Origin of the sequence: Pseudomonas sp. DCB_AW, from assembly GCF_026240895.1 — a bacterium.
Classification (GTDB): domain Bacteria; phylum Pseudomonadota; class Gammaproteobacteria; order Pseudomonadales; family Pseudomonadaceae; genus Aquipseudomonas; species Aquipseudomonas kermanshahensis.
This window is the reverse complement of record NZ_JAPFCE010000070.1, coordinates 1-25,935: the sequence shown is the minus strand read 5'-3', so window position 1 is coordinate 25,935 and position 25,935 is coordinate 1. Positions and strand designations below refer to the sequence as shown.

26 protein-coding genes are annotated in these 25,935 nt (G+C 63.9%); 10 read left to right on the top strand and 16 right to left on the bottom strand.

Annotated features, from left to right (window positions below; translation table 11 throughout):
• Positions 1–109 precede the first annotated feature (109 nt).
• Positions 110–859 carry a FadR/GntR family transcriptional regulator gene (locus tag OO306_RS23935; RefSeq protein ID WP_027593610.1) on the bottom strand — a complete coding sequence of 250 codons (750 nt, stop codon included), beginning with the start codon at positions 857–859 and terminating at the stop codon, positions 110–112.
• Positions 860–1,056: 197 nt separating this feature from the next.
• Here OO306_RS23935 and OO306_RS23930 point away from each other — a divergent pair, with 197 nt between their 5' ends.
• Together OO306_RS23930 and OO306_RS23925 are read left to right on the top strand one after the other, a co-directional pair.
• A complete protein-coding gene (locus OO306_RS23930; protein WP_265970077.1) occupies positions 1,057–1,707 on the top strand; it encodes a DUF998 domain-containing protein in 651 nt (216 codons plus the stop codon).
• Between the two features lie 74 nt (positions 1,708–1,781).
• The gene (locus OO306_RS23925; protein ID WP_085274370.1) at positions 1,782–2,111 is read left to right on the top strand and encodes a hypothetical protein; all 330 of its coding nucleotides are present in this window, start codon (positions 1,782–1,784) and stop codon (positions 2,109–2,111) included.
• A 122-nt stretch (positions 2,112–2,233) separates the two neighbouring features.
• On the opposite strand, the gene OO306_RS23920 is transcribed toward OO306_RS23925, so the two are convergent.
• Both OO306_RS23920 and OO306_RS23915 read right to left on the bottom strand, forming a co-directional pair.
• Entirely contained in the window at positions 2,234–3,169 is a 936-nt protein-coding gene (locus OO306_RS23920; protein ID WP_265970076.1) for a LysR family transcriptional regulator, read from the bottom strand.
• A gap of 27 nt (positions 3,170–3,196) precedes the next feature.
• Positions 3,197–4,171, bottom strand: a complete 975-nt coding sequence (locus tag OO306_RS23915) for a quinone oxidoreductase (protein ID WP_265970075.1) — start codon at positions 4,169–4,171, stop codon at positions 3,197–3,199.
• 194 nt (positions 4,172–4,365) lie between these two features.
• On the opposite strand from OO306_RS23915, the gene OO306_RS23910 reads away from it, so the two are divergent.
• Positions 4,366–5,274 carry a LysR family transcriptional regulator gene (locus OO306_RS23910; protein WP_099429085.1) on the top strand — a complete coding sequence of 303 codons (909 nt, stop codon included), beginning with the start codon at positions 4,366–4,368 and terminating at the stop codon, positions 5,272–5,274.
• On the opposite strand, the gene OO306_RS23905 is transcribed toward OO306_RS23910, so the two are convergent.
• From OO306_RS23905 to OO306_RS23890, 4 genes are all read right to left on the bottom strand, one after another.
• The gene (locus OO306_RS23905) at positions 5,275–5,790 is read right to left on the bottom strand and encodes a DMT family transporter (RefSeq protein ID WP_265970074.1); all 516 of its coding nucleotides are present in this window, start codon (positions 5,788–5,790) and stop codon (positions 5,275–5,277) included.
• A gap of 122 nt (positions 5,791–5,912) precedes the next feature.
• On the bottom strand, positions 5,913–6,491 hold the full coding sequence (locus OO306_RS23900; RefSeq protein ID WP_027593617.1) for a hypothetical protein: 579 nt from the start codon (positions 6,489–6,491) through the stop codon (positions 5,913–5,915).
• 68 nt (positions 6,492–6,559) lie between these two features.
• Entirely contained in the window at positions 6,560–7,852 is a 1,293-nt protein-coding gene (locus OO306_RS23895) for a sorbosone dehydrogenase family protein (protein ID WP_027593618.1), read from the bottom strand.
• Positions 7,849–8,223: a DUF2231 domain-containing protein gene (locus OO306_RS23890; protein ID WP_265970079.1), complete on the bottom strand. Its 375-nt coding sequence runs from the start codon at positions 8,221–8,223 to the stop codon at positions 7,849–7,851. Before OO306_RS23890 ends, OO306_RS23895 begins: the two co-directional genes overlap by 4 nt.
• A gap of 246 nt (positions 8,224–8,469) precedes the next feature.
• Here OO306_RS23890 and OO306_RS23885 point away from each other — a divergent pair, with 246 nt between their 5' ends.
• Positions 8,470–8,769, top strand: a complete 300-nt coding sequence (locus OO306_RS23885) for a hypothetical protein (RefSeq protein WP_085274366.1) — start codon at positions 8,470–8,472, stop codon at positions 8,767–8,769.
• A 17-nt stretch (positions 8,770–8,786) separates the two neighbouring features.
• Here OO306_RS23885 and OO306_RS23880 read toward each other — a convergent pair whose 3' ends face one another.
• Entirely contained in the window at positions 8,787–9,599 is an 813-nt protein-coding gene (locus OO306_RS23880; RefSeq protein ID WP_099429082.1) for a class I SAM-dependent methyltransferase, read from the bottom strand.
• Positions 9,600–9,992: 393 nt separating this feature from the next.
• Positions 9,993–12,179, bottom strand: coding sequence for an OsmC domain/YcaO domain-containing protein (locus OO306_RS23875; protein ID WP_265970073.1), 2,187 nt, complete (start codon positions 12,177–12,179; stop codon positions 9,993–9,995).
• A 253-nt stretch (positions 12,180–12,432) separates the two neighbouring features.
• On the opposite strand from OO306_RS23875, the gene OO306_RS23870 reads away from it, so the two are divergent.
• Genes OO306_RS23870 through OO306_RS23850 form a run of 5 tightly spaced genes read left to right on the top strand, consistent with a single transcriptional unit; the run spans position 12,433 to position 18,142 of the window.
• The gene (locus OO306_RS23870; RefSeq protein WP_265970072.1) at positions 12,433–12,891 is read left to right on the top strand and encodes a (2Fe-2S)-binding protein; all 459 of its coding nucleotides are present in this window, start codon (positions 12,433–12,435) and stop codon (positions 12,889–12,891) included.
• Positions 12,891–15,149, top strand: coding sequence for a xanthine dehydrogenase family protein molybdopterin-binding subunit (locus OO306_RS23865; RefSeq protein ID WP_099429081.1), 2,259 nt, complete (start codon positions 12,891–12,893; stop codon positions 15,147–15,149). Before OO306_RS23870 ends, OO306_RS23865 begins: the two co-directional genes overlap by 1 nt.
• Before the next feature lie 17 nt (positions 15,150–15,166).
• Positions 15,167–16,513, top strand: coding sequence for a cytochrome c (locus tag OO306_RS23860; protein WP_265970071.1), 1,347 nt, complete (start codon positions 15,167–15,169; stop codon positions 16,511–16,513).
• Between the two features lie 34 nt (positions 16,514–16,547).
• Positions 16,548–17,576 carry an XdhC family protein gene (locus tag OO306_RS23855; protein WP_265970070.1) on the top strand — a complete coding sequence of 343 codons (1,029 nt, stop codon included), beginning with the start codon at positions 16,548–16,550 and terminating at the stop codon, positions 17,574–17,576.
• Positions 17,558–18,142: a nucleotidyltransferase family protein gene (locus OO306_RS23850; RefSeq protein ID WP_323055836.1), complete on the top strand. Its 585-nt coding sequence runs from the start codon at positions 17,558–17,560 to the stop codon at positions 18,140–18,142. Before OO306_RS23855 ends, OO306_RS23850 begins: the two co-directional genes overlap by 19 nt.
• A gap of 3 nt (positions 18,143–18,145) precedes the next feature.
• Here OO306_RS23850 and OO306_RS23845 read toward each other — a convergent pair whose 3' ends face one another.
• The 4 genes from OO306_RS23845 to OO306_RS23830 form a co-directional block, all read right to left on the bottom strand.
• Positions 18,146–18,961 carry an ABC transporter substrate-binding protein gene (locus OO306_RS23845; protein WP_099429077.1) on the bottom strand — a complete coding sequence of 272 codons (816 nt, stop codon included), beginning with the start codon at positions 18,959–18,961 and terminating at the stop codon, positions 18,146–18,148.
• Between the two features lie 192 nt (positions 18,962–19,153).
• Entirely contained in the window at positions 19,154–19,795 is a 642-nt protein-coding gene (locus OO306_RS23840; protein WP_099429076.1) for a LysE family translocator, read from the bottom strand.
• Between the two features lie 55 nt (positions 19,796–19,850).
• Positions 19,851–20,051 carry a DUF1289 domain-containing protein gene (locus OO306_RS23835; protein WP_099429075.1) on the bottom strand — a complete coding sequence of 67 codons (201 nt, stop codon included), beginning with the start codon at positions 20,049–20,051 and terminating at the stop codon, positions 19,851–19,853.
• Positions 20,052–20,071: 20 nt separating this feature from the next.
• Positions 20,072–20,389 (bottom strand): hypothetical protein, encoded by a 318-nt coding sequence (locus tag OO306_RS23830; RefSeq protein WP_099429074.1) that lies wholly within the window; start codon positions 20,387–20,389, stop codon positions 20,072–20,074.
• 313 nt (positions 20,390–20,702) lie between these two features.
• Here OO306_RS23830 and OO306_RS23825 point away from each other — a divergent pair, with 313 nt between their 5' ends.
• Positions 20,703–22,454 carry a BCCT family transporter gene (locus OO306_RS23825; RefSeq protein WP_099429073.1) on the top strand — a complete coding sequence of 584 codons (1,752 nt, stop codon included), beginning with the start codon at positions 20,703–20,705 and terminating at the stop codon, positions 22,452–22,454.
• Positions 22,455–22,505: 51 nt separating this feature from the next.
• On the opposite strand, the gene dddP is transcribed toward OO306_RS23825, so the two are convergent.
• The 3 genes from dddP to proW form a co-directional block, all read right to left on the bottom strand.
• Complete coding sequence (dddP, locus tag OO306_RS23820) at positions 22,506–23,852, bottom strand: dimethylsulfonioproprionate lyase DddP (protein WP_265970069.1); 1,347 nt, start codon at positions 23,850–23,852, stop codon at positions 22,506–22,508.
• Positions 23,853–23,912: 60 nt separating this feature from the next.
• Positions 23,913–24,941, bottom strand: a complete 1,029-nt coding sequence (gene proX / locus OO306_RS23815) for a glycine betaine/L-proline ABC transporter substrate-binding protein ProX (RefSeq protein ID WP_238213105.1) — start codon at positions 24,939–24,941, stop codon at positions 23,913–23,915.
• Between the two features lie 56 nt (positions 24,942–24,997).
• A partial coding sequence (gene proW, locus OO306_RS23810) for a glycine betaine/L-proline ABC transporter permease ProW (protein WP_265970068.1) occupies positions 24,998–25,935 on the bottom strand: 938 nt, incomplete at its 5' end.

Sequence of the window (25,935 nt, the reverse complement as noted above, 5' to 3'; positions counted from 1 at the left end):
CTCTTCGCGGGTAAACCCGCTCCCACAGGATCACTGCAGGCCTGAAATCTGTGCCACCCCTGTGGGAGCGGGTTTACCCGCGAAGAGGCCGGCCTGGGCGACAGAGGGCTCAGACCCCCTGCGCTTCCGCCTCTTCATGCGCCTGACGCAACCGCTCGCGGCTGTTGCTCAAGTGCATGCGCATGGCCATCTTCGCCCCTTCGCTGTCTTGCCGGGCAATCGCTTCGTAGATGGCCTCGTGCTCATGCATCAACCGGCTCATGTAGTGCGCCTGGTCATCATGGGCCAGGCGTGCCGAATTGAGCCGGGTACGTGGAATGATGCTGGTACCCAGGTGGTTGATGATGTCGGCAAAGTAGTGGTTGCCGCTGGCCTGGGCGATGCGCAAGTGGAACTGGAAGTCCGCGGACACGGCATCGGTCGCATGGGCCGCGCCTTCGTTGAGCTCGTCCAGCGCTGCGCGCATGCCAACCAGCTGTTCATCGCTGCGCCGCTGCGCCGCCAACCCTGCCGACTCGATCTCCAGGGCAATGCGCAACTCCAGCACCGCCAGCACTTCGCGCAGGGTCACCACGGTCGCCGGGTCGATGCGGAAACCGCCCGTGGCCGGTGCGTCCAGCACAAAGGTGCCGATGCCATGGCGGGTCTCCACCTGGCCTGCGGCCTGCAGCCGCGAGATGGCCTCGCGCACCACGGTGCGGCTGACGCCCTCTTCCGCCATGATCTGCGATTCGGTCGGCAGCTTGTCGCCGCGCTTGAGCTGGCCGCTGCGAATTCGCTCGGTCAGCACCGTGACCAGTTCCTGGGCCAGACTGCGCGGCTTGCGCCGGGTCCTTGCCTGTACCTGCTGCTCTGTCATGCCCTGTATTTCACCTTGAAAGACAGCGCCCATGATAGCGCAAGCAGTTGTACGATCACATACACCCAATGCGGTATTTCTCACTGCGTCTGCGACACGCGGAATGCGAAAAATCAGCGCCACATGCTGGCCCAAAGCCAGCGAATGGCTGTACCGTGCGGCTTCGCGCTCACTTATCCATGGAAGGAAACGACAGCATGAAACCGCTCGACCGCATTCTGCTCGCCACTGGCCTGCTGATCCCCCTGTGGCTGCTGGCTGGCGTCTGGCTGACCGCCCAGGCGTACACCGGCTATGACCACCTGCAACAGGCCATGAGCCAACTCGGCGCCGTGGGTGCAGCCACCCAGCACTGGTCACCGCGGGTCAACAACTTCCCACTGGCCGTGTTGTTCGCACTGTTTGCCTGGGGCCTGGCCCGTCGCTGGCAGGGATCGACCCTGGCGCGGGTCAGCGCGGCCCTGGTGCTGCTGCATGGCCTGGGCAGCCTGGGCACCGGCTGGTTCCCCTGCGACCAAGGGTGTGCACCGGCACAGCCTTCGCTGTCGCAACAGTTGCACAACCTCTCAGGCTTGCTGATGTTCCTTTCGTTGACCCTGGCCAGTGCGCTGTGGGCCTGGCTAGGCAACCGGGTGGCCGGCTCACGGGCCTTGAGCCTGTTCTCCTTGGCAGCCGTAGTACTGGCGATCGTGACCGTCGCGCTGATGGGCCAGGCTGTTGAAAGTGGCCATCTGTTCGGCCTGTATCAGCGCTTGAACTACGGCGTATCGGTCATCTGGGTGGCAGGCCTTGCCTGGGCCAGCCTGCGTGCCCCCGCCTCAGGGCGGTTGCGAATGGCCACTGCCTGACGGCAAATTGCTGGCCCCCAGGCGTTTGAAGGGAAGGCAAACTCCCTTCTCCTTCAGATGCTTAGGACAGCAACATGCGAGTACTTCTAGCAACGATGGCCGGCTGCCTGCTGGCCACGGCCGCCTTCGGCGTGCAGGCCAGGACGCTGAGCCAGAACGATCGCCAGACCTGTGGCTGGGGCGCACAGATCGCCGCAGAAGCCCAGCAGGCCAAGCTATCAGGGGTAACCCTGTATGCCACGCGCAAGAAGTTACAGGCGCGCAAGTTCGCCAAGCCGTGGATGCGCATGACCGCCTTCGGCATTACCGAGCAGACTTACAACAGCCGTTCGCGATTGAAACCTGCGGCGATCAAGCAGACCTACTACGAGCAATGCGTGCAGCATGCCGTCGCAAGGCGATAAATCCATATTTTTCAGTAGGTTATCCTAACTATTTTCAGCAAAACCTTAATAGCAGGCAAAAGAGACAAAATTAGTTTTATCGTTTAATTTCAATTACTTAAAGAATAAGATTAAGGCAAAATCTAAATATGATCGCCCTGGTGCCGCCAGGGCGCTCCCGCACTGAACTGCTCAGTCACCCACGCCTTGAAAACCCCGAGTGCAGCGGTGTTCAACCGTGACGTAGGCCGCACCAGGTAGATCCCTGCCGCCACGTCGAGCTGCCAATGCGGCAGCACCCGCACCAAGCGCCCACTGGTCAAGTCCTCACCCATCAGCCAGTCGCCGCCAGCCAATATGCCCACACCCCGCCGAGCAGCTTCGAGCAAGGCTTCGTTGTCATTACTGCGCAACGAACCACTGACTTTGACACTGACTTGCTGCGCTTGCCGGGTGAGGCGCCATTCGGGAAACGAACGCAAGCCGCTGAAGCCGAGGCAGTTATGCCCGGCTAGCTGCTCAGGCTGCTGCGGCGTGCCATGACTGGCCAAGTAGCCCGGCGAGGCGCAGAGGATGCGGCGGTGATCGCACAGCTTTTGCGCCACCAGGCGGTTATCGGCCAACTCGCCGATACGGATGGCAGCGTCAAAGCCCTCGCCGATCAGGTCAACGAAGCGATCAGCGTACTCGGCCTCCACTGTGACCTGCGGATAGGCCAGCACAAAATCCGCCAACATCCCGCTCAACCAGCGCCGCCCCATGGCCGCCGGCAAGGCGAGGCGCAAACGCCCCCGCACCGTTACCGCCCCTTGCGTGGCTTCCTGTTCGGCTTCGGCGATCAGCCGGCTGGCCTCACGCACCCGCGCCACCAACCGCTCACCTTCGTCGGTGAAGCGCAGTTGCCGCGTGCTGCGCTCAACCAGGCGTATGCCAAGGCGTGCTTCGAGTGCGCTCAGGCGCTTGGACAGCACCGTGGGGTGGCGCGCCAGTTGCTGTCCAGCAGCCGCGAACGACCCCTGCTCGTGTAGGGCCAGTAAGGTGGCAAGTTCATCGGCGCGGCGGCTGTCGAAGGCATCCATGGCAAGGCTCGGCAGAAGGTAGGAAAGTCAGGCAGTGAGAATCAGCGCCCCTTCCGACAGCCCTTGCTCCAGGTCCGCGTGGGCCCTGGCCGCTTCGGTCAGCGGGTAGCGACGCCAGACCCGAGGCTGGATGATACCTGCGTCGACCGCCGCCAGCACATCGGCGGCGCGCTGCTGGTACTCCTCGACGGTACGCGTATGGGCTGCCAGTGACGGGCGCGTCAGGTAGAGAGAGCCCTTGGCATTGAGCGTGGCCACTTCAATGGCCGCCGGCGCGCCGGAGGTGCCGCCAAACGACACCAGCAACCCGCGCGGGCGCAGGCTGTCCAGCGAGGCCTCCAGCGACACCTTGCCGACACTGTCATACACGACGTCCACGCCCTCGCCCTGCGTCAACTCACGCACCTGCTTGGCCAACGTGGCCGCCTCGAACACCATCACGTGATGGCAGCCCGCCGCCCGCGCCCGTTCGACGCTCTGTGGTCGCGACACAACGCCAATCACGGTCGCCCCCAGGTGCCTGGCCCAAGACGCCATGAGCTGCCCCAATGCCCCGCCCGCGCCATACAGCAGCACCTGGGTACCCAGCCCCACGCGGTAGGTGCTCTTCAGCAAGTACTGCGCGGTGATGCCCTTGAACAATACGGCTGCGGCGGCTTCGTCATCCAGTGAGTCCGGCAGCTTGACCAGGCGCTCGGCAGGGAACAGCCGCCCGCTGGCATAAGCGCCTACCGGGCCCATCGCATACGCCACCCGGTCCCCCACGCGCACATTGCCCACCCCTTCACCCACCGCGCTCACCCGCCCTGCGCCCTCCAGCCCCAGGCCAGACGGCAATGCCAGGGGCGCCCCGCCCTTGCGCTGCAGTATGTCCAGCGGGTTGACGCCCATGGCGGTCTGCTCCAGCCAAACCTCGCCAGGCCCTGGCACTTGCGGTTGGACGTGCTGCAGCTGCATGACATCGACAGTGCCGGTGGCGTTGAGTGTTATACGGTTGACCATGATCGATTCCTGTGAGGATGACGGTTTCGATACAGGCTAATTAGGCATGGCAAGTTGAACAATACGGCGCAGTGCAGATGATTTCTGCAACCCGTACAGCAATAGTCGACCGCCATATGCACCGCCGCGCACCCAAACCAGGACATCTGTTAGGCTGATCAAAGCCCGCCCAACCAGCCTCGACTATTCGCCCCATGGATGAACTGCGCAAGATCGACCTCAACCTGCTGCTGGCCTTGCATGCACTGCTGACAGAGAAGCACGTGACCCGCGCCGCCCTGCGCCTGCACCGCAGCCAGCCGGCGGTGAGCCACGCGCTGGCACAATTGCGCAGGCACTTCGACGACCCCTTGCTGATACGCCAGAACGGCCGCATGGCCCTGACCGCACGTGCGCAGGCACTGGCCAAGCCGCTGCAAGATGCCTTGGGCAACCTCAACGCACTGCTGGCCGCTCCACTGTTCGACCCTGCCAAGGCGCAGCGTCGGTTCCGTTTGTCGTTGTCCGACTATGCTTCGCGCATCATCCTTCCGCCCCTGGTCCGCCACGTGCGCCAGGTAGCACCCGGTGTAGACCTGGCAATCAGCCAGGCCAGCCGTGAAACCATGCTGGCCCAGCTGCTCGACGGGGAGCTCGACCTGGCCTTGGGCCTATTCCCCGAGCTGCCGCAGAGCATCACCGCCCAGCCCCTGTTCGAGGAACACTTCATCAGTGTTGCCGACCGCCAGGTGCTGCCTGCCAGTGGGGGCCTAGCGTTGGCCGACTGGCTGGCTCGCCCCCATGTGTTGATGGCCATGCACCCCGATGCCCATGATGAAATAGAACGCGCATTGGCCGCCCACGGCCTGCAGCGGCGGATAGCCCTGGCACTGCCGCACTGGAGCGCAGCGGTCGAGGTGCTTGCGGGCACCGATCTGATTCTCACGGTGGCCAGCCGCGCGGTAGGCTCATTGCGCCAGCATCAGGCGTTGCGCCGGTTTGAGCCGCCACTGGCCATTCCTTCGTTTGCCTATCAGCAGGCCTGGCACAGCCGCAAAGACAGCGACCCCGGGCATCGCTGGCTGCGCGAGGCCGTGTGGGCCTGCAGCCAGCCAGGCACTTGATCAGCGCTGTGACTGCTCGAGCACCACAGGCTTGGCCGCAGCGCTGCTCCCCCAGTCCCCCTGGACCAGAAACACCCCACACAGGATCAGTACCACGCCGGCCACCCGAGCCAGGTTGACCGGTTTGCCCCCCAACCCCATTACCCCGAAGTGGTCAGCGATGACCGCCGTCAAGATCTGCCCTGCCACCACCAGCACTAGAAAGCCCGCGGCGCCCAGTTTCGGCGTCAGTGCTGCCGCGCCGGCCACGTAGAGCGCGCCCAGCACGCCGCCAATCCACAGCCACCACGGCCCTTGGAGGGCCTTGCCCAGGTCTGGCGTTGGCACCCGCAGTATCAGCAGCGCCGCAATTACCACCACTGAACTGACCGTCAGCGAGGTGAACGCCCCCCATAACCAGTGGCCCAACGCCCGGCCAACAGCGGCGTTGCCAGCTGCCTGAAACGGCAGTACGGCACCCGCCAGCAACGCCATCGCCACAGGGATACCCAACAGAACCATCGACTTGCTCAACATGACTTCCCTCACCTTGTTGTGTGATGGAGGCCATGATCGATGGATCTGCACCGGTTATGGAAATCAAACACATGCACCCCGACTATTCGCCGCGTGAATAGTCGGGCACCTCACTCGCCGACCTAGCGTGAGGTCTCTACGCGCAGCACTTCGGTGTAGATGGCATCGACCGTCTGGCCGACCTTGAGGTTCTTCATGCGCGCCTGCAGGTCAGGGTTCTCGACCTTCACCACCTGCAGCTTGCCTTCCGGCGGCAGCAGGCTCACCTCATGCTTCTTGAGGTCAATCTTCTTGATCTGCGACGTGACCTTGACCTGGCGGAACGCCTCACCGCCCGGGTTGGGGTTGTCCTTGGTGGCGCGAATGCTGCCGGACTCATCACTCACTTTAGGCGCGCCGCCCACGTCGGTATTGAGCACATAAGCCACAGCGCGGGTCACGTAGATGTCAACCGTGTCGCCGACCTTGAGGTTGGGCAGCGCCTTGGCCTTCTCGGTCAGTTGGAAGGTCACAGGCTTGCCGTTGGCGCCCTCCACCGTGACCTGGCGGCTGGCCAGGTCGATAGCCTGCACCTTGGTGGTGACATGGCTTTCCAGCGCTTCGCTACCAATCGGCACATCAGCGGCCTGGGCCGTGAAGCTGCCAGCGAAGACCAGCGAGGCGAGTGCGACAGCGCGAGCGAGTGAGCTAATGGGTTTCATAGGCCTGCTTCCCTGTATTCGTTTCCGGGTTGGCGCGTGAAAGGTTCACGCGCCAACAAGCATAGTCATTACTGGCTGCGCGTCACCCGCCAGACCGTATTGGCCAGGTCGTCGGCAATGATCAAGGCACCGCGCGGGTCGACGGTGACCCCCACCGGCCGCCCACGCGTCTTGCCGTCCTCGCCCCGGAAGCCCGTGGCGAAGTCGATCGGTTCGCCTGCCGGCTTGCCATTGCTGAACGGCACGAAGATCACCTTGTAGCCCACGGGGTTTGGCCGGTTCCAGCTACCGTGCTCACCCACGAACACCCCGTCGGCGAAGCGCTCGCCCATGGCCGGTACCGAGAAGTCGACCCCCAATGCAGCCACATGCGAGCCAAGGCTGTAGTCCGGCTTGATTGCCGCCGCCACCTTGTCCGGGTTCTGTGGCCTGACCCGGTCATCGACGTTCTGGCCCCAATAACTGTAGGGCCACCCATAAAACCCACCTTCACGCACCGACGTCAGGTAGTCCGGGACCAGATCAGGGCCGAGCTCATCACGCTCGTTGACCACCGCCCACACCTGCCCGCTCTGCGGCTGAACAGCCAAGGCCGTCGGGTTGCGCAAGCCGGTCGCATAGGGCCGGTGAGCACCGGTCTGGGCATCGACCTGCCAGACCATGGCCCGATCGATCTCCACTTCCAGGCCGCGCTCGGTGATGTTGCTGTTCGAGCCGATACCCACATAAAGGAAGCGCCCATCAGCGCTGACGGCCAGCGACTTGGTCCAGTGGTGGTTGATTTCAGCAGGCAGGTCGGTGACCTTGACCGGCGCACCGCTGGCCTTGGTCTGGCCCTCCTGGTAGTCGAAACGCACCAATGCATCCTGGTTGGCCACGTACAGCTTGCCGTTGGCAAACGCCAGGCCGTAAGGGGCGTTGAGGTTTTCAGCAAATACCGTCTGCACCTCGTAGGTGCCATCGCCATCGGCATCGCGCAGCAAGGTCAGGCGATTACCCCCTTTGACCTGGGTATTGCCCTTGGCCTTGATCTGGCTGGCGATCACATCCTTGGGTTTGAGTTTTGCGGCGCTGCCGCCGCGGCCCTCGGCCACGAGGATATCGCCATTAGGCAGCACCAGGCTCTGGCGCGGGATGTTCAGGCCGGTGGCGATTGCCGTGACGCTGAAGCCCTCAGGCACAGTCGGCTTCTGCTCACCCCAGGCAACTGGCTCAGCGATCTTCATGCTCGGCAGCAAACCACGCTGTGGCTCAGGCAGCTTGGGGTCCGGGCCATGGGCTTGAGTAGGCGTGCCTTCCCCACCACAGGCGCTTATCAGTAACGCCATGCTCAACAGGCTCAAGGTATGCAAAGGCTTCATGCCACACCTCCCGAACGCAGGTTGCTAAGGCCAGTCCACGCCGCGACAGTTGCGAGCGCGGTCACAATGACCGACAGCACCAACCCCGACGGCATCACTGCCCAGGCGTCCTTGGCATGCTCGAAGGCATTGACCAACCCCAACACCCAGGTCGCCAGCAACAGCACGAAATACAGGGTCGCACGCCCGCCCTTGCGCTCGGCGCGGATCAGGTTGACCAACGCGAACAGCAGCGCCAGCCCACAGAACACCAAGCCACCGGCGATCAGCCAGGCCGCGAAGTTGCTCCATTGGATCTGGTAGCTATTGAAGTAGGCGATATCGCTCAACAGCGCGCCAAGAAACAGCGGAACACTGCCGGCCAACAGCATGGCGTGCAATGGGCCTGGCGTGCAGCGGTAGAGGGTTTGCTCAGATGCGGTCACGGCGCCTCCTTATCGTTCAGTGACCCGGGCCTGATGGCAAAGACATCATCAGGCGTGCGCGGGGTGCGCTAAAGAAAGGAGCGTCTCTACGACGCGATAGTTCACCGTTTCGCTTGAATGGTATCCTGCAAGCACCCGCGCTGTGCTTTTCCACCTTCAGCGCTTCGGCATCATTCGAACAAGGAGAACAGCATGAGCGACTACCGGGAGCGCACGTGGGCGTTCTGGGCACTGAACACGCTGCTCATCCTCGGCCTGGGGCTGAGCGCAGGCTGCTCCAGCAAGAAAAACCAGGCCCGCTATGCGGCCTCCACCGTTGGCTCCAACTGCTTCGCCAAGGCCGTACCGACTACGGGCGAAGGTGGCCTGGCCTGGGGCAATACCCTGAGCATTGCCCGGCAGAAGTCGCTGAACAACTGTGTGCGCTATGCAGGCAGGTCTGGGGGGACGCCGAAGACCTGCCAGGTGGTGATGGCCAAGTGCAAGAACTAGGCAGCAGTCGCTGACGCTCAACGCCGCGTGATCACCACCTCCAGATACTCGCTGGGGACCACCAGCGAGGCCCCGCCCCCCACGTTGTTTTCATTCAACAGCGCAGTCAGGTCGCTTTCCAGCGCATTGGCGGCTTCAGGCGCCAATGCCGCAAACGCCTTGTGCACCGGCCCATACCAAGTGCGGAACACATCGATGAAGTGCGCTGCAGAGCGATAGCGGAAGTTGAAGTGTTGACGGGTGACCTGCATCTGGCCCAGCGCCCTGTCGAACAGTACCCGCAACTGCTCCTCGTCACCCCAGCGTGAAGGGGGCAATGCCCCGGCTGGCGGCGGAACGTGGCGCCCGAGCGTCTTGAACATCTGGCCAACGAAACCCTGGGGCGTCCAGTTCGCCAGGCCAATCCGGCCGCCGGAACGACAGACGCGGCTCAATTCCCGCGCGGCCTGGGCCTGATCGGGGGTGAACATCACACCGAAGGTCGACAGAACGGCATCGAATGCACCCTCGGCGAACGGCAACGCTTCGGCATCGGCCACTTGAAACACCACGTTCAGGTGCTCGGCCTGAGCGCGTGCCTCACCGCGCTTGAGCAACTCGGCCACGTAGTCGGTGGAGGTGACGCGGCAACCGCGCCGCGCGGCGGCCAGGGTGGCATTGCCGTTGCCGGCCGCCACGTCCAGCACCTGCTCGTCCCAGCGCAAATCACAGGCTTCGGCCAGGCGTTCACCCACCAGCTGCAGGGTGGTGCCGATCACGGCGTAGTCACCGCTGGCCCACGCGGCTTGCTGGCGGGCTTTCAAGGCATTGGTATCCAAAGGGGTGCTCATGGTCTGCGCCTTCGTGTTGTGCGCGGCCGAGGTCCTTCTGGCGGTCATCGCGCCATGGATAGGTTGAGGGGTCGAGCCCGTGGGGGCAGCAAAAAATTATGCGCCTGATGGAGGAAGCGGCAAGCGGTGAGGGGTGAGAGGCAAGACGGATTTGAGATAGCGGAAAGCATTAACCGCTATATGGGGATGGTTGCGAGGTGTACGGTTTGGGGGTTTTGGCGCTTGTGTGATCGAGCGCCGCTTGCGCGACGCTTCGCAGCACAAGGCTGCTCCTACAATTGTTTCGGGCCAATTATTCCTGTGGCAGGGGCGCGCGACCTTCTTGGCGGCGAATCGGGCCTGTGTAGGAGCAGCCTTGTGCTGCGAAGCGCCGCGCTTGCGGCGCTCGGTCTATCAGGCAAACTTGGCCCGGGCCGCATGCAGCTTCTTGTAGCTCTCGATCAAACGCAAATGACGATCCAGCCCTTCCAGCTTCATGCTGGTCGGCGTCAGGCCATGGAAGCGCACGCTGCCGTCCACCGAGCCCAGCACCGCGTCCATCCGCGGGTTGCCGAACATGCGGCGGAAGTTGGCTTCGTAGTCTTCCATCTCAAGTTCATCATCCAGCACCACTTCCAGCACCACGTTCAACGCCTGGTAGAACAGGCCACGCTCGACGGTGTTGTCGTTGAACTGAAGGAACGCCTCGACCAGCTCCTTGGCATCTTCGAAGCGCTGCACGGCCAGGCAGATCAGTAGCTTCAACTCCAGAATGGTCAACTGGCCCCACACCGTGTTGTCGTCGAACTCGACGCCGATCAACGTGGTGATGGTGGTGTAATCGTCCACATCGCAGTTGTCCAGGCGCTTGAGCAGCAACTTCAGCGAGCGGTTGTCCAGGCTGTGCAGGTTGAGGATGTCAGCGCGGAACGACAAGGCCCGGTTGGTGTTGTCCCAGATCAGGTCCTCGACCGGGTAGATCTCCGAGTAACCCGGCACCAGGATGCGGCACGCGGTGGCACCGAGGTTGTCGTACACCGCCATGTACACTTCTTTGCCCAGGTCTTCGAGGATGCCGAACAGGGTCGCAGCTTCCTGAACGTTGGAATCTTCGCCATGGCCAGAGAAGTCCCACTCGACGAATTCGAAATCGGCCTTGGCGCTGAAGAAGCGCCACGACACCACGCCGCTGGAGTCGATGAAGTGCTCGACGAAGTTGTTCGGCTCGGTCAGCGCGTGGCTTTCGAAGGTGGGCTGCGGCAGGTCGTTCAGGCCTTCGAAGCTGCGGCCCTGCAACAACTCGGTGAGGCTGCGCTCCAACGCCACTTCCAGGCTCGGGTGCGCGCCGAACGAGGCGAACACACCACCGGTGCGCGGGTTCATCAAGGTCACGCACATGACCGGGAACTCACCGCCCAGCGACGCGTCCTTGACCAGTACCGGGAAGCCCTGCTCTTCCAGCCCCTGGATACCGGCAACGATGCCCGGGTACTTGGCCAGCACTTCCTGCGGTACATCCGGCAGGCACAGTTCGCCTTCGAGGATCTCGCGCTTCACCGCACGCTCGAAGATTTCCGACAGGCACTGCACTTGCGCCTCAGCGAGGGTGTTGCCAGCGCTCATGCCGTTGCTGAGGAACAGGTTCTCGATCAGGTTGGACGGGAAGTACACCACCTCCTGGTCCGACTGGCGCACGAATGGCAGCGAGCAGATGCCCCGCGCAGTGTTGCCCGAGTTGGTGTCGTACAGGTGCGAGCCGCGCAGCTCACCGTCGGGGTTGTAGATTTCCAGGCAGTTCGCGTCGAGGATCTCGCTGGGCAGCGCGTCCTTGGGGCCCGGCTTGAACCACTGCTCGTTCGGGTAATGCACGAACGGCGCGTTAGCGATGTCCTCGCCCCAGAACTGGTCGTTGTAGAAGAAGTTGCAATTAAGGCGCTCGATGAACTCACCCAGCGCCGAGGCCAGCGCGGCCTCCTTGGTCGAACCCTTGCCATTGGTGAAGCACATCGGCGACTGTGCATCGCGCACATGCAGCGACCACACGTTGGGCACGATATTGCGCCACGAGGCGATCTCGATCTTCATCCCAAGGCCCGCGAGAATCGCCGACATGTTGGCGATGGTCTGCTCCAGCGGCAGGTCCTTGCCCGGGATGTAGGTGCTGGTGTCCGATACCGGCATCAGCAGCCCCTGGGCATCGGCGTCGAGGCTGTCCACCACCTCGATGACGAACTCCGGCCCGGTCTGCACGACCTTCTTTACCGTGCAACGGTCGATGGAGCGCAGGATGCCCTGGCGGTCCTTCTCGGAGATGTCTTCAGGCAGCTCGACCTGGATCTTGAAGATCTGGTTGTAGCGGTTTTCCGGGTCGACGATGTTGTTCTGCGACAGCCGAATGTTTTCGGTGGGGATGTCGCGGGTCTGGCAGTACAGCTTCACGAAGTAAGCCGCGCACAGGGCCGAAGACGCCAGGAAATAGTCGAACGGCCCCGGGGCCGAACCGTCGCCTTTGTAACGGATCGGTTGGTCGGCGATCACCGTGAAGTCGTCGAACTTGGCTTCGAGACGGAGATTGTCGAGAAAATTGACCTTGATTTCCATGCGGGATTACCGTGAGTTAAGCGTGCAAAACGAAATTGGCCGGCATTATCCGGGTTTTTCGCCTGGAAGTCCTGTTTGCCTGCCGCCAACGCCTGCCTTGCGCATTCCGCCGGATTCCTTGCCTGATCCTCCTGACCTGTCGGCAGCGCCCGCTCGCCGGTCGTAGCGCTGTGCTAGCGTTTCTGGATTGGGGGCAACGTATCCCCACTCAAGACGACAACGCGACAGCAAACCGATGATGAGCAGGTGAACCATGGAACTACGCATCAACCAGAAGACCTATCAGGTCGAGGCCGACGCCGACACGCCCCTGCTGTGGGTGATCCGTGACGACCTGGGGCTGACCGGCACCAAGTATGGCTGCGGCCTGGCGCAATGCGGCGCTTGCTCGGTGCTGGTGGACGGCAGCGTGGTGCGCGCCTGCGTGACCCCGGTGGCAGGCGTGGTCGGGCGCGAAGTGACCACCATCGAGGCGATCGAGGACGACGCCGTTGGCAAGCGCGTGGTCGCGGCCTGGGTCGAGTACCAGGTGGCCCAGTGCGGCTACTGCCAGTCAGGCCAGGTGATGGCCGCCACAGCGCTGCTCAAGCACACGCCCCAGCCCAGCGACGCGCAGATCGATGCCGCGATGGTCAACCTGTGCCGCTGCGGCACCTACAACGCCATCCATGCCGCCGTCCACGACCTTGCGGCCCAGCGGGAGGAGGCGTGATGAACACGCGTATCGATACCTCTGCCGAGCTGTCGGCGCTGCCGCTGGGTGAGCCGGTTAACCTGTCACGCCGCCGCTTCCTGCTAGCCTCGGCGGGCGCCGCCGCAGGCGCGCTGGTACTCGGGTTTGGGTTGCCGCTGGGCTCGGCACGGGTCCAGGCCGCTACCGCCGCGGCCCAGGAGCGCGGCACACAAGTGCCGGCCTTCCTCGAAATTCGCCCGGACAGCACCGTGCGCCTGCTCTGCCCGTTCATGGAGGGCGGCCAAGGCACCTACACCGCCATGGCACAGATCGTCGGCGAAGAACTGGACGCCGACCCGGCCACGTTCCTGGTCGACAGCGCGCCGCCTGGCGAAGCTTACGTGGTGATGGAAAACGGCATGCGCATCACCGGCGGCAGCATGTCGGTACGCATGAGCTACCCAACCATGCGTCGCCTCGGCGCCCTGGCCCGGGCCATGTTGCTGCAGGCAGGTGCCGAGCAGTTGGGGGTGCCGGTCGACGAACTCTCCACCGAACCCGGCAAGGTCGTCCACGCGGCATCCGGCCGCTCGGTGCCCTACGGCGAACTGGCCGAGCGCGCCCTCGACCTGCCGGTGCCAGACCCGGCCAGCGTGAAGCTGCGCGACCCCAGCCAGTTCCGCTGGATCGGCAAACCGGTGCGCCGGGTTGATGCCTATGACAAATCCACCGGCAAAGCCGTGTACACCATCGACATCAAGCTCGACGGCATGCTCCACGCCGCCGTCCAGCACGCACCGCGCCTGGGCATGACGGTTGGCAGCCTGCGCAACGAAGCACAGGTCAAGGCCATGAAAGGCGTGCATTCGGTGCATCAATTACCTGGCGCGGTGGCGGTGGTCGCCGAACGCTGGTGGCATGCCAAGCGCGCAGTCGAGGCCCTCCAGGTGGACTGGCAGGAGCCCGGCAGCGATTCGCCGGTAAGGCCAATGCCGGCCGACTTCTCCAGCGACGCCTATCGTGACCGCCTGGCCACCGAGCAAGGCCCGGCCCGCGACGAGGAAAACCAAGGCGATGTGGCCGGGGTGCTGGCCAAGGCCAAGACCAAGGTCGAGGCGACCTACCACAACCAATACCTCAACCACGCCCAGCTCGAGCCGCCCTCGGCGCTCGCCCGCTTCAACCCCGACGGTTCGCTGGAGGTGTGGTTGCCTAACCAGGCGCCGGACATGTTCCGCGACGACATCGCCAAACGCACCGGCCTCGACCCTGCGCGCATCACCCTGCACTCACCCCTGCTGGGCGGCTTTTTTGGCCGGCATTTTCTGTATGACTCGGCCAACCCCTACCCGCAGGCCATCGCCCTGGCCAAAGCGGTGGGCCGCCCGGTCAAGCTGATCTGGAGCCGCGAAGAAGAGTTTCTGCGGGATGTGTTGCGGCCGCTGGCGGTGGTCAAGTTCCGTGGGGCACTGGATGACGATGGCCTGCCCGTCGCGATAGAAGCCGTGAGTGCCACCGAAGGCCCAACCGAGGCACTGGCCGGCAAACAAGGTGACAAGATCGACCCCACCGCCCTTGAAGGGCTGTCGGGCAAGTCGTACGCCATCGCCAACAAACGCATTGCCCAAATCTACGTCAAAGGCCCGGTCATGCTCGGCTACTGGCGCTCGGTGGGCAACTCGCTGAACGACTTCTTCTACGAAGCTTTCCTCGACGAGCTGGCCGACAAAGGCGGCAAGGACCCTTATGAATTGCGCCTGCATCTGTTGCGCGACAACCCGCGCCTGACCACCCTGCTACAGGCGGTCGGCGAGTTGTCCGGTGGCTGGAAGCGTGGGCCATTCACCGCCGAGGACGGCAGCAAACGGGCACGCGGTGTGGCCATGGCCTCGCCGTTTGGCTCGGAGGCGGCGGTCATCGCCGAAGTATCGATCGAAAACGGTCAGGTCAAAGTGCACGACATCTGGCAGGCCATCGACCCAGGCAGCATCGTCAACCCGGCGATCATCGAAGCGCAGGTCAACGGCGCCGTGGCCCTGGGCCTGTCGCAGACCCTGCTGGAAGAAGCGGTGTACATCGACGGCAAGCCCCGTGCGCGCAACTACGACCTGTACCCGATCCTGCCGCCTTCGCGCATGGCCCGGGTGCATGTGCGCATCGTCGAAAGCGGCGCGAAGATGGGCGGCATCGGCGAACCGCCGCTGCCCGCGGTTGCACCGGCGGTGGCCAACGCGGTAGCGCGGCTGACCGGCCAGCGCATCCGCAGCATCCCATTGAGCCGCTACACCTTCACCTGACAGGACAAGGAACGCCCATGACCCACAGCCGATTCGCAAGAACCGCCGGCTGGCTGGCGCTGCCGTGCCTGGTCGCGGCAGGCCTGCTGGCCTGGTATGTCACCCGGGAGCCCGCGTCGCCTTTCGTGGCCGAACAAAATGCCAACGTCGACCCGGCGCTGGTCAGCCGCGGCGAGTACGTGGCCCGGCTCAGCGACTGCGTGGCCTGCCACAGCCTGCCCGACAACAAGCCGTTCGCCGGGGGCCTGGAGATGGCCACGCCGTTAGGCGCGATCCATGCCACCAACATCACCCCAGACCGGGACACCGGCATCGGCGGCTACAGCCTCGCCGACTTCGACCGCGCCGTGCGTCATGGCGTCGCCCCCGGTGGCCGGCGGCTGTACCCGGCCATGCCCTACCCCTCCTACGCCAAGCTCAGCGATGACGATGTGCGTGCGTTGTACGCGTTTTTCATGCAGGGCGTGCAACCTGCCAGCCAGCCGAACATCCCCAGCGATATCCCCTGGCCGCTGAACCTGCGCTGGCCCATCGCGCTGTGGAATGGGCTGTTTGCGCCCACTACGCCCTACGTGACCAAGGCTGGCCAGGACCCTCTGTGGAACCGCGGCGCTTATATTGTCCAAGGCCCCGGGCACTGCGGCAGCTGCCATACCCCGCGCGGCCTGGCCTTCAACGAAAAGGCTCTGGATGAAGACGGCAAGCCGTTCCTGGCCGGCGCGCTGCTCGATGGCTGGTACGCGCCGAGCCTGCGCGCCGATCACAACACCGGCCTTGGGCGCTGGAGCGAAGCCGAGATCGTCCAGTTTCTCAAGACTGGGCGTAACCGGCATGCCGTGGTCTATGGCTCGATGACCGAGGCGTTCAACAACTCCACGCAGTTCATGGCCGACGAGGACCTGGCGGCAATCGCCCACTACCTGAAATCGCTGCCCGGCGATCCGCAACGTGACGGCACGCCCTGGCAGTACCAAGCGGCATCGGCGGCGACGACGCTTGAGCGCCCGGGCGCCCACACCTACGTCACGCGCTGCGCCTCTTGCCATGGGCTGGACGGCAAGGGGCAGGCCGAATGGATGCCGCCGTTAGCGGGCGCAACCTCGGCCTTGGCCGGCGAGAACGCCTCGGCGATCAACATCACCCTCAACGGCTCGCAACGCATCGTTGCCGCTGGCCTGCCGGATGCCTACCGCATGCCGGCCTTCCGCGAGCAATTGTCGGACCAGGAGGTTGCCGAAGTACTGAGTTTTGTGCGCAGCAGTTGGGGTAACCACGGCAGCGCGGTGGATGCACAGGCAGTGAGCACGTTGCGCGGGCACACCGACCCGGCCAGCAGCAGCCCCATCATCTTGCATATGCGATGAAGTCGGCACAGGTATTACGCTTTGGAGAATGAGAATGGAAAGCATCGACCTGCTGGTATTGCGCACCGCCCGCGACTGGCTTGCCAGCGGTGAACGCGTCCTGCTGGCCACCGTGGCCCGCACCTGGGGCTCCTCCCCTCGCCCGGTCGGTTCGATGATGGCCCTGCGCAGCGACGGTCGCGTGGTCGGCAGCGTGTCCGGTGGCTGCATCGAGGACGATCTCATCCACCGCTACACCACCGCCTATGGCGGCCCCGGCATGCAGAGCGGGCTGCCGGAGGTGGTTCGCTACGGCGTCAGCGCCGAGGACGCCCACCGTTTCGGCTTGCCCTGCGGCGGCACCCTGCAACTGATCCTCGAGTTCGAGCCATCGGCAGCACACCTGGCGCAACTGCTAGCCGGCCTGGACAGCGGTAGCCTGATACGCCGCGAGCTGGATGTGCGCAGCGGCGCAGCCACGCTTACGGCCAGCGCCACACCGGATCAGTTCAGCTTCGACGGCCAGCGCATGCTCAGCACCCTCGGCCCTGGCTACCGCGTGCTGCTGATCGGCGCCGGCGCGCTGGCCGAATACCTGGCGACCATGGCCCTGTTCAACGGCTTCACGGTGTCGGTGTGCGACCCTCGGCCCGAGTACATGGGCGGCTGGAGCGTCGATGGCGTGGTGAAGCTGGCCGGGATGCCGGACGACGTGGTTCGCGCCTTCGCCCCCGACCTGCGCAGCGCCGTCGTCGCCCTCAGCCACGACCCCAAGCTCGACGACCTGGCATTGCTCGAAGCCCTGCACAGCCCGGCGTTCTACATCGGCGCCATCGGCTCGCGGCGCAACAGCCAGTTGCGCCGCGAGCGCCTGATCGAGCACTTCGGCGAGACCGAAGCCAGCCTCCAGCGCCTGCACGGCCCTATCGGCATCTACATCGGCAGCAAGACCCCGGCCGAAATCGCCGTCAGCGTCATGGCCGAAATCCTTGCCGCCAAGAACGACGTGAGCCTCCCTGGCGCGGTCAACGTGACCAAGGCAAAGTTTGCGCGGGAGGCCGAGGCGTGCCTGCACACCTCATGACCTGCGCCGCGCTGGTGCTGGCGGCCGGGCGAGCGCAGCGTTTTGGCAGCGACAAACGCCTGGCACGGCTGCCTTCGGGGCAGACGCTGCTGGCAGCGACGCTGGCGCGTGCATTCGAGCAGTTCGCCGTGGTGCACATCGTGCTGCGCCCGGGCGACAACGCGCAACAACTGGGCATCGACCCGCGTGCCCGGATCGTATGGGCCGACCAGGCCGAGCATGGCATGGGCGCCAGCCTGGCAGCGGGGGTAACCGCCCTGTTGCAGACCCCGGCCCAGGCGGTGGCGGTGCTGTTGGCGGATATGCCGTGGATCGCACCGCGTACCTTGCACACATTGTGCGAGCAGGCCAGCGCTACACGTATCGTGCTGCCGCTGTACCAGGGCCGGCGCGGGCACCCGGTGGTCTTCGGCCGTGCCTTCTGGCCGGCACTGGCGCAGTTGCACGGCGACCAAGGCGGCAGGCAGGTCATCCTGGACAATCCGCAGGCGTGCATCAGCGTAGCCGTCGACGATGCCGGGGTGGTGCTGGACGTTGACGTGCCTCAAGCCCTGACGGCGATGTGAGGGTCAGTGAGCGAGCCCTTGCGACTGCTGTTGCTGCCAGCGTGCCAGGTTCTGCCGCAGTAATTGCTCCGGCAACGTGCTGGACACGACCTGGGTCATCTCCCGCGTCAGCGCTTCGCGCAACTGCGGCTGATTGCAGGGCGACTGATGTGACACCGCCAGGTACAAGCCTTCGCTGGACACGGGCGGGTCCAGCACCTGCAGCTTGTCCTGCATGCCCAGCGTCTGCGCCAAGGCCATGCCGGGGTACTGCTCGAAGACCACGTAGTCGCTGCGTTTGAGCAACAGTTTCTCGAAGGCCTGCTTGGCGCTGGGCACCGCTTCGAGCGTGAGGTTGGCCCTGGCATAGTCATCGAACTGCTGGCCATGGCTGTTATTGACCAGTGTCCCGCCTTTACGGCCTTGCAGGTCCGCCCATTGCTGATAGGCAAAGGCCCCTTGCTGGCGCACCCAGACCACGCTGGGCGTGTGCAGGAACGCGGGGCTTATAAAGTCCATCAGGTGGGTGCGCGCTTGGGTCAGAAAATACCCGGCCAGCAGGTCGATACGGCCCGTGCGCACTTCCTCCTGGGCACGCGACCAAGGCCCGCCATAGACCACCTCCACCTCCAGCCCGAGTTGCTTGCCCAAGTGCTTGAGCAAGTCGGCATTGGCACCGATCAACTGCTGAGGGTTGTGTGGGTCACGCCACAGGTACGGGGGGTATTCAGGGTTGCCAGTGGCCGTCAGGTGCTGGCATGCCGCCTGCGCACCCGCGCCCATCGGTAGCAGGGACCCGCACAACAACAGCAAGGCGTGGCGAACGCAACGCTCGATCATCTACAACCCTCGGCACAAGTGGCACCCGGCGACCCGGCGTGGTCGCCAAAGGCTGCCACATCCCGTGGAAGACTGCAGCATCTGGCTTCGCGTGGTGTAGACAGTCTGGCTCAACAATGGCTAGGCGGCAGGGATTTGTTGCGCAGGCAGGTTGACGGGGCCACTGCGCGTCGCCAGTAAGCCCCGAATGGCTTAAGCCGACTGACGACGCATCGTCAAAATGGCCGCACCGAAGCCAATGAAGGTCGTCCCCACCACCCGGCTCACCCAGCGCGAAAGGCTGGGCCGGGTCAACACGCCCTTGGCACGCGAGGCCAGCGCGGCGTACAGGGTCAGCGAAACGAGCGACAAGGCGACAAAGATCCCGGTCAGGATCAGGAACTGCGGCAGCAACGCTGCACCCTGATCGATGAACTGCGGGAACAGCGCCGTGAAGAACATGGTCGCCTTGGGGTTGGTCACCGCCGTCAGGAACGCCGATTTGTACAGCTTCATCGGCGTCGGGCGTTGCTTGGCCACCCCGGCGTCAGCCCCCGCCTCGAGCATCGGGCCTTTCTTCAACAACTGCCGTGCGCCGAGGTAGAACAGGTACGCGGCACCGATGATCTTGACCGCATTGAAAAGGACTTCAGAGCTGGCCAACAAGGCGCCCAGCCCGAGCATGGCCGCTGCCGACAGGCAGAACAGCCCCGAACCATTGCCCAGCGAGGACCAGACAGCGCTGCGCTGCCCGTGGGCCAGGCTGTTGTTGATCGCCATCAGCGTTGCAGGGCCAGGGCTGGCGATGGCGATCGCAGCGACCAAGGTAAAGGCAAGAAGCGAGTGAGAATCCATTTTCCAGGCTCGATTTAACGTTCAGAGAGTTGAGTGTTGACGCAGTAGACAACGGTCAGTCGGTATTCTGCCGCTTCGCGTTCTTCTTGACGATGGCCTTCATCCGCGTGGCCGCGCGCTGCACGGTGGCCATTTTCTCAGGGCGCTTCATGCCGCGCCACTTGCGGATTTCTTCACGGGAGCGGCCACAGCTTACGCACAGCTCGCTGTTGAGCTGGCAAAGCGAGACGCAGGGGTTGTCGATGTCTTTGGCCATTACACGCTCAAGACCAACATTCAGGCCGGCATTTCAGCGCGCACACGTTCGGCGGCTTCTTCAAAGACTTTGCGAAGCTCTTCGGACTTGGCCTTGGTAATCGACTTGGCGGCCAACAGTTCATCCACTACGCGAACGCACTGTGCCTCGGCAGTTTTCAGTTGCTCACGGTCAGAGGCGTCGGCGATATCACCCAGATAAGGAGCAACGAGGTACACGTACCGGTCCTGCAGCTTGAGTGTTTCCAGGGCATCGAGGGCAGTCTGGAACCGTTGGGCAGCGGCAGGGCTCATGCTCAATTTATCGAAATGAATCAGGCTCACACGGTCAGTGGCCATTGACGAATCTCCGTTTCCTGATAAGGCCAGGCTCGCAGGCAGCGCCGCTTCTACGGTGCTCGGGAGTGCGGGCCAGGGTAATGCCCATCAGGGTACCAGAACGCGGGACAAATAGGGCCATCGCCCCCGGAACTAAAAGTATTAAACAGGTCGTTCAATGGATGCCCCACGGCGCATTCGGGACAGGAAGCGCTGTGACTCGCACAGGATAATCGGCCCGGCAAGACTCCCCCGCCGAGACCGTCATCGACCCCGGCAGCCCACAACAACAAGCCTGCACGCGCAGGTAAGCCACAAAGGGGCAACACCATTCATGGCAAAGGAACACATTACCGAAACGCTCGACCTTGGCGTGACGGACCCCTCGAAGACTGCAGAAGCGCGCCAGGACCGGCACCTCGAGGGCAAGATCGACTGGATCGTCTTTGGCATCACCAGCATCCTGGCCATCGGCTTCGTCATCTGGGGCTTCATCAGCCAGGCCAGCCTGGCCGCCAGCGCGTCCTCGGCACAATCCTGGGTCATTCTCAACTTTGGCTGGTTTTTCGTACTTACTTCGACCGTGTTCGTCATCTTCGTGCTGTGGCTGGCCGCCAGCCGCTACGGCAGAATTCCGCTGGGGCGTGATGGCGAAGCGCCAGAGTTCCGCACGGTTTCCTGGGTGGCCATGATGTTCAGCGCCGGTATGGGCATCGGCCTGATGTTCTTCGGCGTTGCCGAACCCTTGTCGCATTACGTGTCGCCGCCTCCCGGCTCGGCCACCGGGCAATCGAGCGAAGCCATGCAGGTGGCCATGGCCACCACCCTGTTCCACTGGACCCTGCACCCCTGGGCCATGTATGCCATCGTTGGCCTGGTGATCGCTTACGGCACCTTCCGACGCGGCCGCTCGCAGCTGATTTCCACCGCCTTCCGGCCCCTGATCGGCAAACACGCCAACGGCCCGATTGGCCGTGTGATCGACATGATGGCGATCTTCGCCACCTTGTTCGGCTCTGCCGCCTCGCTCGGCCTTGGCGCCCTGCAGATCGCCGGTGGCCTGGAGTACAACGGCTGGATCGAGAGCCCTGGCAAGCTGTTCTACATCTCGATCATCACCCTACTGACCATCGCCTTCGTCACCTCTGCGGTCTCTGGCATCGGCAAAGGCATCCAGTGGCTGTCCAACACCAACATGGTGCTGGCGCTGGTGCTGGCGGTGTTTGTGTTCCTGGTTGGCCCGACGCTGTTGATGCTCAACCTGCTGCCCACCTCCATCGGCATCTACATCAAGATGCTGCCAGAGATGATGGCCCGCACCAACGCCAGCGGTGGTGAGCAGATGGACAGCTGGCTGGCCGGCTGGACAGTGTTCTACTGGGCTTGGTGGATCTCCTGGACGCCTTTCGTCGGCATGTTCATTGCCCGCATCAGCCGCGGCCGCACCATCCGCCAATTCGTCACCGGCGTGCTGCTGGTACCGAGCCTGGTCAGCCTGGTGTGGTTCACCATCTTCGGCGGTGCCGCCATCGACGCCCTGCGCGAAGGCAGCTTCGCCCTGGTCAATGGCGCCGTGAACAGCAACCATGCCCTTTATCAGTTGCTGGACAGCTACCCGCTGGCCTCGGTGACCTCGGTACTGGTGATGATCCTGGTGGGTATCTTCTTCGTCTCCGGTGCCGATGCCGCGTCGCTGGTCATGGGTACCCTGTCGGAGCACGGCACCACCACGCCATCACGGCGCACCGTGATCTTCTGGGGGGCGCTGACCGGCACGGTGGCGGCGATCATGCTGGCGATCGGCGACCCACGCGACCCCGGCGAAGCGCTTACCGGGCTGCAGAACCTGACTATCGTGGTGGCACTACCCTTTGTCGTAGTGATGGTGCTGCTGTGCCTGGCGCTGTACCGCGACCTGCGCAAGGACCCGATGATGCTGCGCCACCTGCGTGGCACTGAGCTGATCGAAAAGGCCGTGCTGTATGGCGCGGTGAAACACGGCGAGGAGTTCTACATCGTGGTGCAGGAAAAGAAGTCCGCGAGCAAGCAGGCGCAACCCCTGGCCGACGCCGAGCTGAACGGATAACCCCTACGCTGCAACGACCCGGGGCCGCCAAGCGGGCCCGGGCCGCTTCAGTCACTCGACGAGAAAGCTGTCTTCGAACGGGTAATGGGTCAGCACTTCATACCCCGTCTCCGTCACCAGCAGCTGGTTCTCCAGTTTTATCCCGTCACGCCCTCCTACCTCCCCCACATAGGCCTCTACGCACAGCGCCATGCCAGGCTGCAGTTCCCCTTCGTAACCGTAGGCGTCGAAGTCTTCCGGGTAACGAATGCAGGGGTACTCGTCGCACAGCCCCACGCCATGGAACATCACCCCATAACGCTGGGCACGGCAGCTTTCCGGCAGACGATGCCCGTTAGCGGTGAGCTCGGAGAAACGCACGCCAGGCTTGACCATGTCGGCGTTGACATGGATGTGCTCATGGGCGATTCGATACAGGCGTTTTTGCTCGGCCGTCGGCTCAAGCCCGCCACACATCCAGCTGCGCGACATGTCGACGCAAAAGCCGTACACGCCGATCAGGTCGGTGTCGAACGACAGCAGGTCGCCGTCGTTCAGCACCCGTGGGCCGGACTCCTGATACCACGGGTTGGTACGCGGGCCGGAGCTGAGGATGCGGGTTTCGATCCACTCGCCGCCACGGCGGATATTGCCGCTGTGCAACGCCGCCCAAACGTCGTTCTCGGTTACCCCGGCGCGCATGGCCTGACGCATTTCAGCGATGGCTGCTTCACAGGAAGCCACCGCGCAGCGCATGGCGAGGATCTCATCGGGGCCCTTGATCAAACGCGCGAACTCGGTCACCGCCTGGCCGTTGTGCACCTGCACGCCCAAGGCGTCCAGGGCTCGCAGGCCGGCAACCTCGATGCGGTCCACGGCCAAGCGGCGGTTGTCGCCGGCATGGGTTCGCAGCAGTTCGTCGACCTGGGCACAAAAACGCCGGGCATGTTCGTCGGTACGCTCGCCCGTTTCGAAGTAGAAGAACGACGCGCCACTGCGCAGCTCACGCACCAACGGCAGGTGTGCCGAGAGGTGGTCGCAGCCATGAAAATCCCACAGCACCACATGCCCGCTGGCAGCGACGAAACAGGCACGGGCGGGGTTGTGGGTGGTCCACAGCTGCATGTTGGTGCTGTCGGTGGCGTAGCGGATGTTCAACGGGTCGAATAGCAGAATGCCGCCGAGGTCACGGGCCACGAGCTGCTCGCAGATGCGTTGCAGGCGGTACTCACGCATCGTCGCCAACTGCGGCACCTGCAGGCCGAGCGCGGCCCACTCGGCGAATGCCAGAGGGGTCGGGCCGATTTCGCTGCGGTCGTTGTCATCGACCGAGCCGTCGGCCCTGAGCGCGGCAGCATGCTGGCGCGACGGGTCGATACGGCGTGACTGGGCGGGGATCGAGAACGGCGAAGTCATCATGGTGCGAGGGCTTCCTTGATCGTAGTGTTGGAAGAATCACCCACCTGCAAGGTGGCGCCGCTAGTTGCTGGCTTGCACCGCCGTCGCTCGCGCGGCCTGCAGCCATTGATCAAACTGCTGACGATGCGCTGCAATCCACGCCTGGGCGTGGCGCTGAATGTCGCTCAGGTTCTTCTCGCCGTTCTGCATCTTGAGGTTCTGCGCGCTCTCGTCCGCCGCGCTGATCTGCACCAGCGATAGAAACTTCAGTGCCGCCGGGTTCTTGTCGGCGAACCCTCGGTTGAGTACCGCTTCGACCTTGTCCACCGCAAAGCCCAGGTTCTTGCCCTCGAACGTGGTATCGACGCTGTTGCCGCCGCCCGGCAAATCGGTGTTGGGCACTTGCAGCCACACCACGTCGCGCCCCTCCACCATCACCCCGGCCACCCACTGGGGTACCCAGGTGTAATAGAGCACCGGTTTGCCTTCCTTGAAGCGGGTGATGGTGTCGGCCATCAAGGCGAAATACGACCCTTGGTTGACGTGCACGGTCTTGTCCAGGTCATAGGCCTTCATGTGGTGGGCGATGACCAGTTCGCAGCCCCAGCCGGGGTTGCAACCGGTCAGGTCGGCCTTGCCATCGCCGTCGGTGTCGAACAGCTTGGCCAGCTCGGGCTTTTTCAGGTCGGTGATGTACTTGATGTTGTATTGATCGGCGGTTTTCTTGTCGATCAGGTAGCCCTGCAACACGCCAGGCATGATATCGCCAGCCTTGACCATGTTCTGGTCGCCGCCGGCCTTCTCGTAGAAGCTGGCGTGCAGCTTGTCCCACAGGTTGACGCTGAAGTCGGCGTCGCCGTAACCGACTGCCAGAATCATCGTGGCGTATTCGGTTTCCTTGGGTTTCTGCACGTTGTAGCCCAATTCGCGCAGGCCCTGCATGGCGATTTCGCCGCGGAAGCGTTCTTCATCCACCGAAGGGAACGACGGGGTGATCTTCACCCCCTCCCCTGGCTTGTCGGTGGAGGCGCTGGCGCCCAGGCACGTCACGGAAAGTGCCATGGCACAAGCGCACTGAAGCAAACGACGGGTGAACGGGGACTCGTACATCTTCGCGTACCTTTTCGGGTTGTTGTCGAGGGTTGCGGCAGATAGAACGCGGTGTTTCAGGCGGCCTTGCGCTGCCCTTGTGGTTGCGCCGCGCCGCACAGGCGCAGCACCAGGCCCACCGGGCCGGTGTGGTACCAGAGCAGGCTCGGGTCGGCATTGGTGCGCGCGCCCATGGCTTGGGTCAGGCGGTCGAGGAAGATCGCCAACAGCACCAGCCCCATGCCACCGACCGTGGCCAGGCCCATGTCCAACCGGCCGATGCCGCGCAGCACCATCTGGCCCAGGCCGCCGACCGAGATCATCGAGGCGATCACCACCATCGACAGCGACAGCATCAGGGTCTGGTTGAGCCCGGCCATGATGGTCGAGGTGGCCAGCGGCAGCTGCACGCGGGTCAGCATCTGGCGCGGCGTGCAGCCAAAGGCGCGGGCCGCTTCGATCTTGTCTTCCGGCACCTGGCGGATGCCCAGGTTGGTCAGGCGCACCAGCGGCGGCAGGGCAAATACGATGGTCACCAGCACACCCGGCACGTTGCCGATGCCGAACAGCATCACCACCGGCACCAGGTAGACGAACGCTGGCAGCGTCTGCATCGCATCGAGCACGGGGCGGATGATGCTTTCCAGGCGGTTGCTGCGGGCGCAGACGATGCCCAGCGGGATGCCGATTACCGCGCAGAAAAACACTGAGGTGAGTACCAGCGCCAGGGTGGTCATCGACTCCGACCACACGCCGATCAAGCCCAGCAGGGTCAGGGTGACGAAGCACAGCAGCGCCATGCGCTTGCCCGCCAGCTGCCAGCCGAGCAAGGACGACAGCAGGATGCCGATGGTGGGAGGAATGCTCTGCAGGGTGAACTCGATGCCATTGAGCACCTGGTCGATCGGCCAGCGGATGGCGCGAAACACCTCGCGGAAGTTGTGCACGAGGAAGTTGAGGGTAGCGGTGACCCAGTCGCCCAGGGGGATGGTGGCCGCCTGGAACGGGTCGAGCA

What these genes read in the sequence shown, in the direction of transcription:
- OO306_RS23835 (WP_099429075.1), bottom strand. Translation starts at nt 20,051, where the DNA reads ATGGCCAAAGACATCGACAACCCCTGCGTCTCGCTTTGCCAGCTCAAC.
- OO306_RS23930 (WP_265970077.1), top strand. Translation starts at nt 1,057, where the DNA reads ATGAAACCGCTCGACCGCATTCTGCTCGCCACTGGCCTGCTGATCCCC.
- OO306_RS23840 (WP_099429076.1), bottom strand. Translation starts at nt 19,795, where the DNA reads ATGGATTCTCACTCGCTTCTTGCCTTTACCTTGGTCGCTGCGATCGCC.
- OO306_RS23870 (WP_265970072.1), top strand. Translation starts at nt 12,433, where the DNA reads ATGGAACTACGCATCAACCAGAAGACCTATCAGGTCGAGGCCGACGCC.
- OO306_RS23920 (WP_265970076.1), bottom strand. Translation starts at nt 3,169, where the DNA reads ATGGATGCCTTCGACAGCCGCCGCGCCGATGAACTTGCCACCTTACTG.
- OO306_RS23905 (WP_265970074.1), bottom strand. Translation starts at nt 5,790, where the DNA reads ATGTTGAGCAAGTCGATGGTTCTGTTGGGTATCCCTGTGGCGATGGCG.
- OO306_RS23825 (WP_099429073.1), top strand. Translation starts at nt 20,703, where the DNA reads ATGGCAAAGGAACACATTACCGAAACGCTCGACCTTGGCGTGACGGAC.
- OO306_RS23935 (WP_027593610.1), bottom strand. Translation starts at nt 859, where the DNA reads ATGACAGAGCAGCAGGTACAGGCAAGGACCCGGCGCAAGCCGCGCAGT.
- proX (WP_238213105.1), bottom strand. Translation starts at nt 24,941, where the DNA reads ATGTACGAGTCCCCGTTCACCCGTCGTTTGCTTCAGTGCGCTTGTGCC.
- OO306_RS23890 (WP_265970079.1), bottom strand. Translation starts at nt 8,223, where the DNA reads ATGCTGTTGGCCGGCAGTGTTCCGCTGTTTCTTGGCGCGCTGTTGAGC.
- OO306_RS23895 (WP_027593618.1), bottom strand. Translation starts at nt 7,852, where the DNA reads ATGAAGCCTTTGCATACCTTGAGCCTGTTGAGCATGGCGTTACTGATA.
- OO306_RS23830 (WP_099429074.1), bottom strand. Translation starts at nt 20,389, where the DNA reads ATGGCCACTGACCGTGTGAGCCTGATTCATTTCGATAAATTGAGCATG.
- OO306_RS23885 (WP_085274366.1), top strand. Translation starts at nt 8,470, where the DNA reads ATGAGCGACTACCGGGAGCGCACGTGGGCGTTCTGGGCACTGAACACG.
- OO306_RS23860 (WP_265970071.1), top strand. Translation starts at nt 15,167, where the DNA reads ATGACCCACAGCCGATTCGCAAGAACCGCCGGCTGGCTGGCGCTGCCG.
- OO306_RS23880 (WP_099429082.1), bottom strand. Translation starts at nt 9,599, where the DNA reads ATGAGCACCCCTTTGGATACCAATGCCTTGAAAGCCCGCCAGCAAGCC.
- dddP (WP_265970069.1), bottom strand. Translation starts at nt 23,852, where the DNA reads ATGATGACTTCGCCGTTCTCGATCCCCGCCCAGTCACGCCGTATCGAC.
- OO306_RS23925 (WP_085274370.1), top strand. Translation starts at nt 1,782, where the DNA reads ATGCGAGTACTTCTAGCAACGATGGCCGGCTGCCTGCTGGCCACGGCC.
- OO306_RS23900 (WP_027593617.1), bottom strand. Translation starts at nt 6,491, where the DNA reads ATGAAACCCATTAGCTCACTCGCTCGCGCTGTCGCACTCGCCTCGCTG.
- OO306_RS23855 (WP_265970070.1), top strand. Translation starts at nt 16,548, where the DNA reads ATGGAAAGCATCGACCTGCTGGTATTGCGCACCGCCCGCGACTGGCTT.
- OO306_RS23875 (WP_265970073.1), bottom strand. Translation starts at nt 12,179, where the DNA reads ATGGAAATCAAGGTCAATTTTCTCGACAATCTCCGTCTCGAAGCCAAG.
- OO306_RS23865 (WP_099429081.1), top strand. Translation starts at nt 12,891, where the DNA reads ATGAACACGCGTATCGATACCTCTGCCGAGCTGTCGGCGCTGCCGCTG.
- OO306_RS23845 (WP_099429077.1), bottom strand. Translation starts at nt 18,961, where the DNA reads ATGATCGAGCGTTGCGTTCGCCACGCCTTGCTGTTGTTGTGCGGGTCC.
- OO306_RS23915 (WP_265970075.1), bottom strand. Translation starts at nt 4,171, where the DNA reads ATGGTCAACCGTATAACACTCAACGCCACCGGCACTGTCGATGTCATG.
- OO306_RS23910 (WP_099429085.1), top strand. Translation starts at nt 4,366, where the DNA reads ATGGATGAACTGCGCAAGATCGACCTCAACCTGCTGCTGGCCTTGCAT.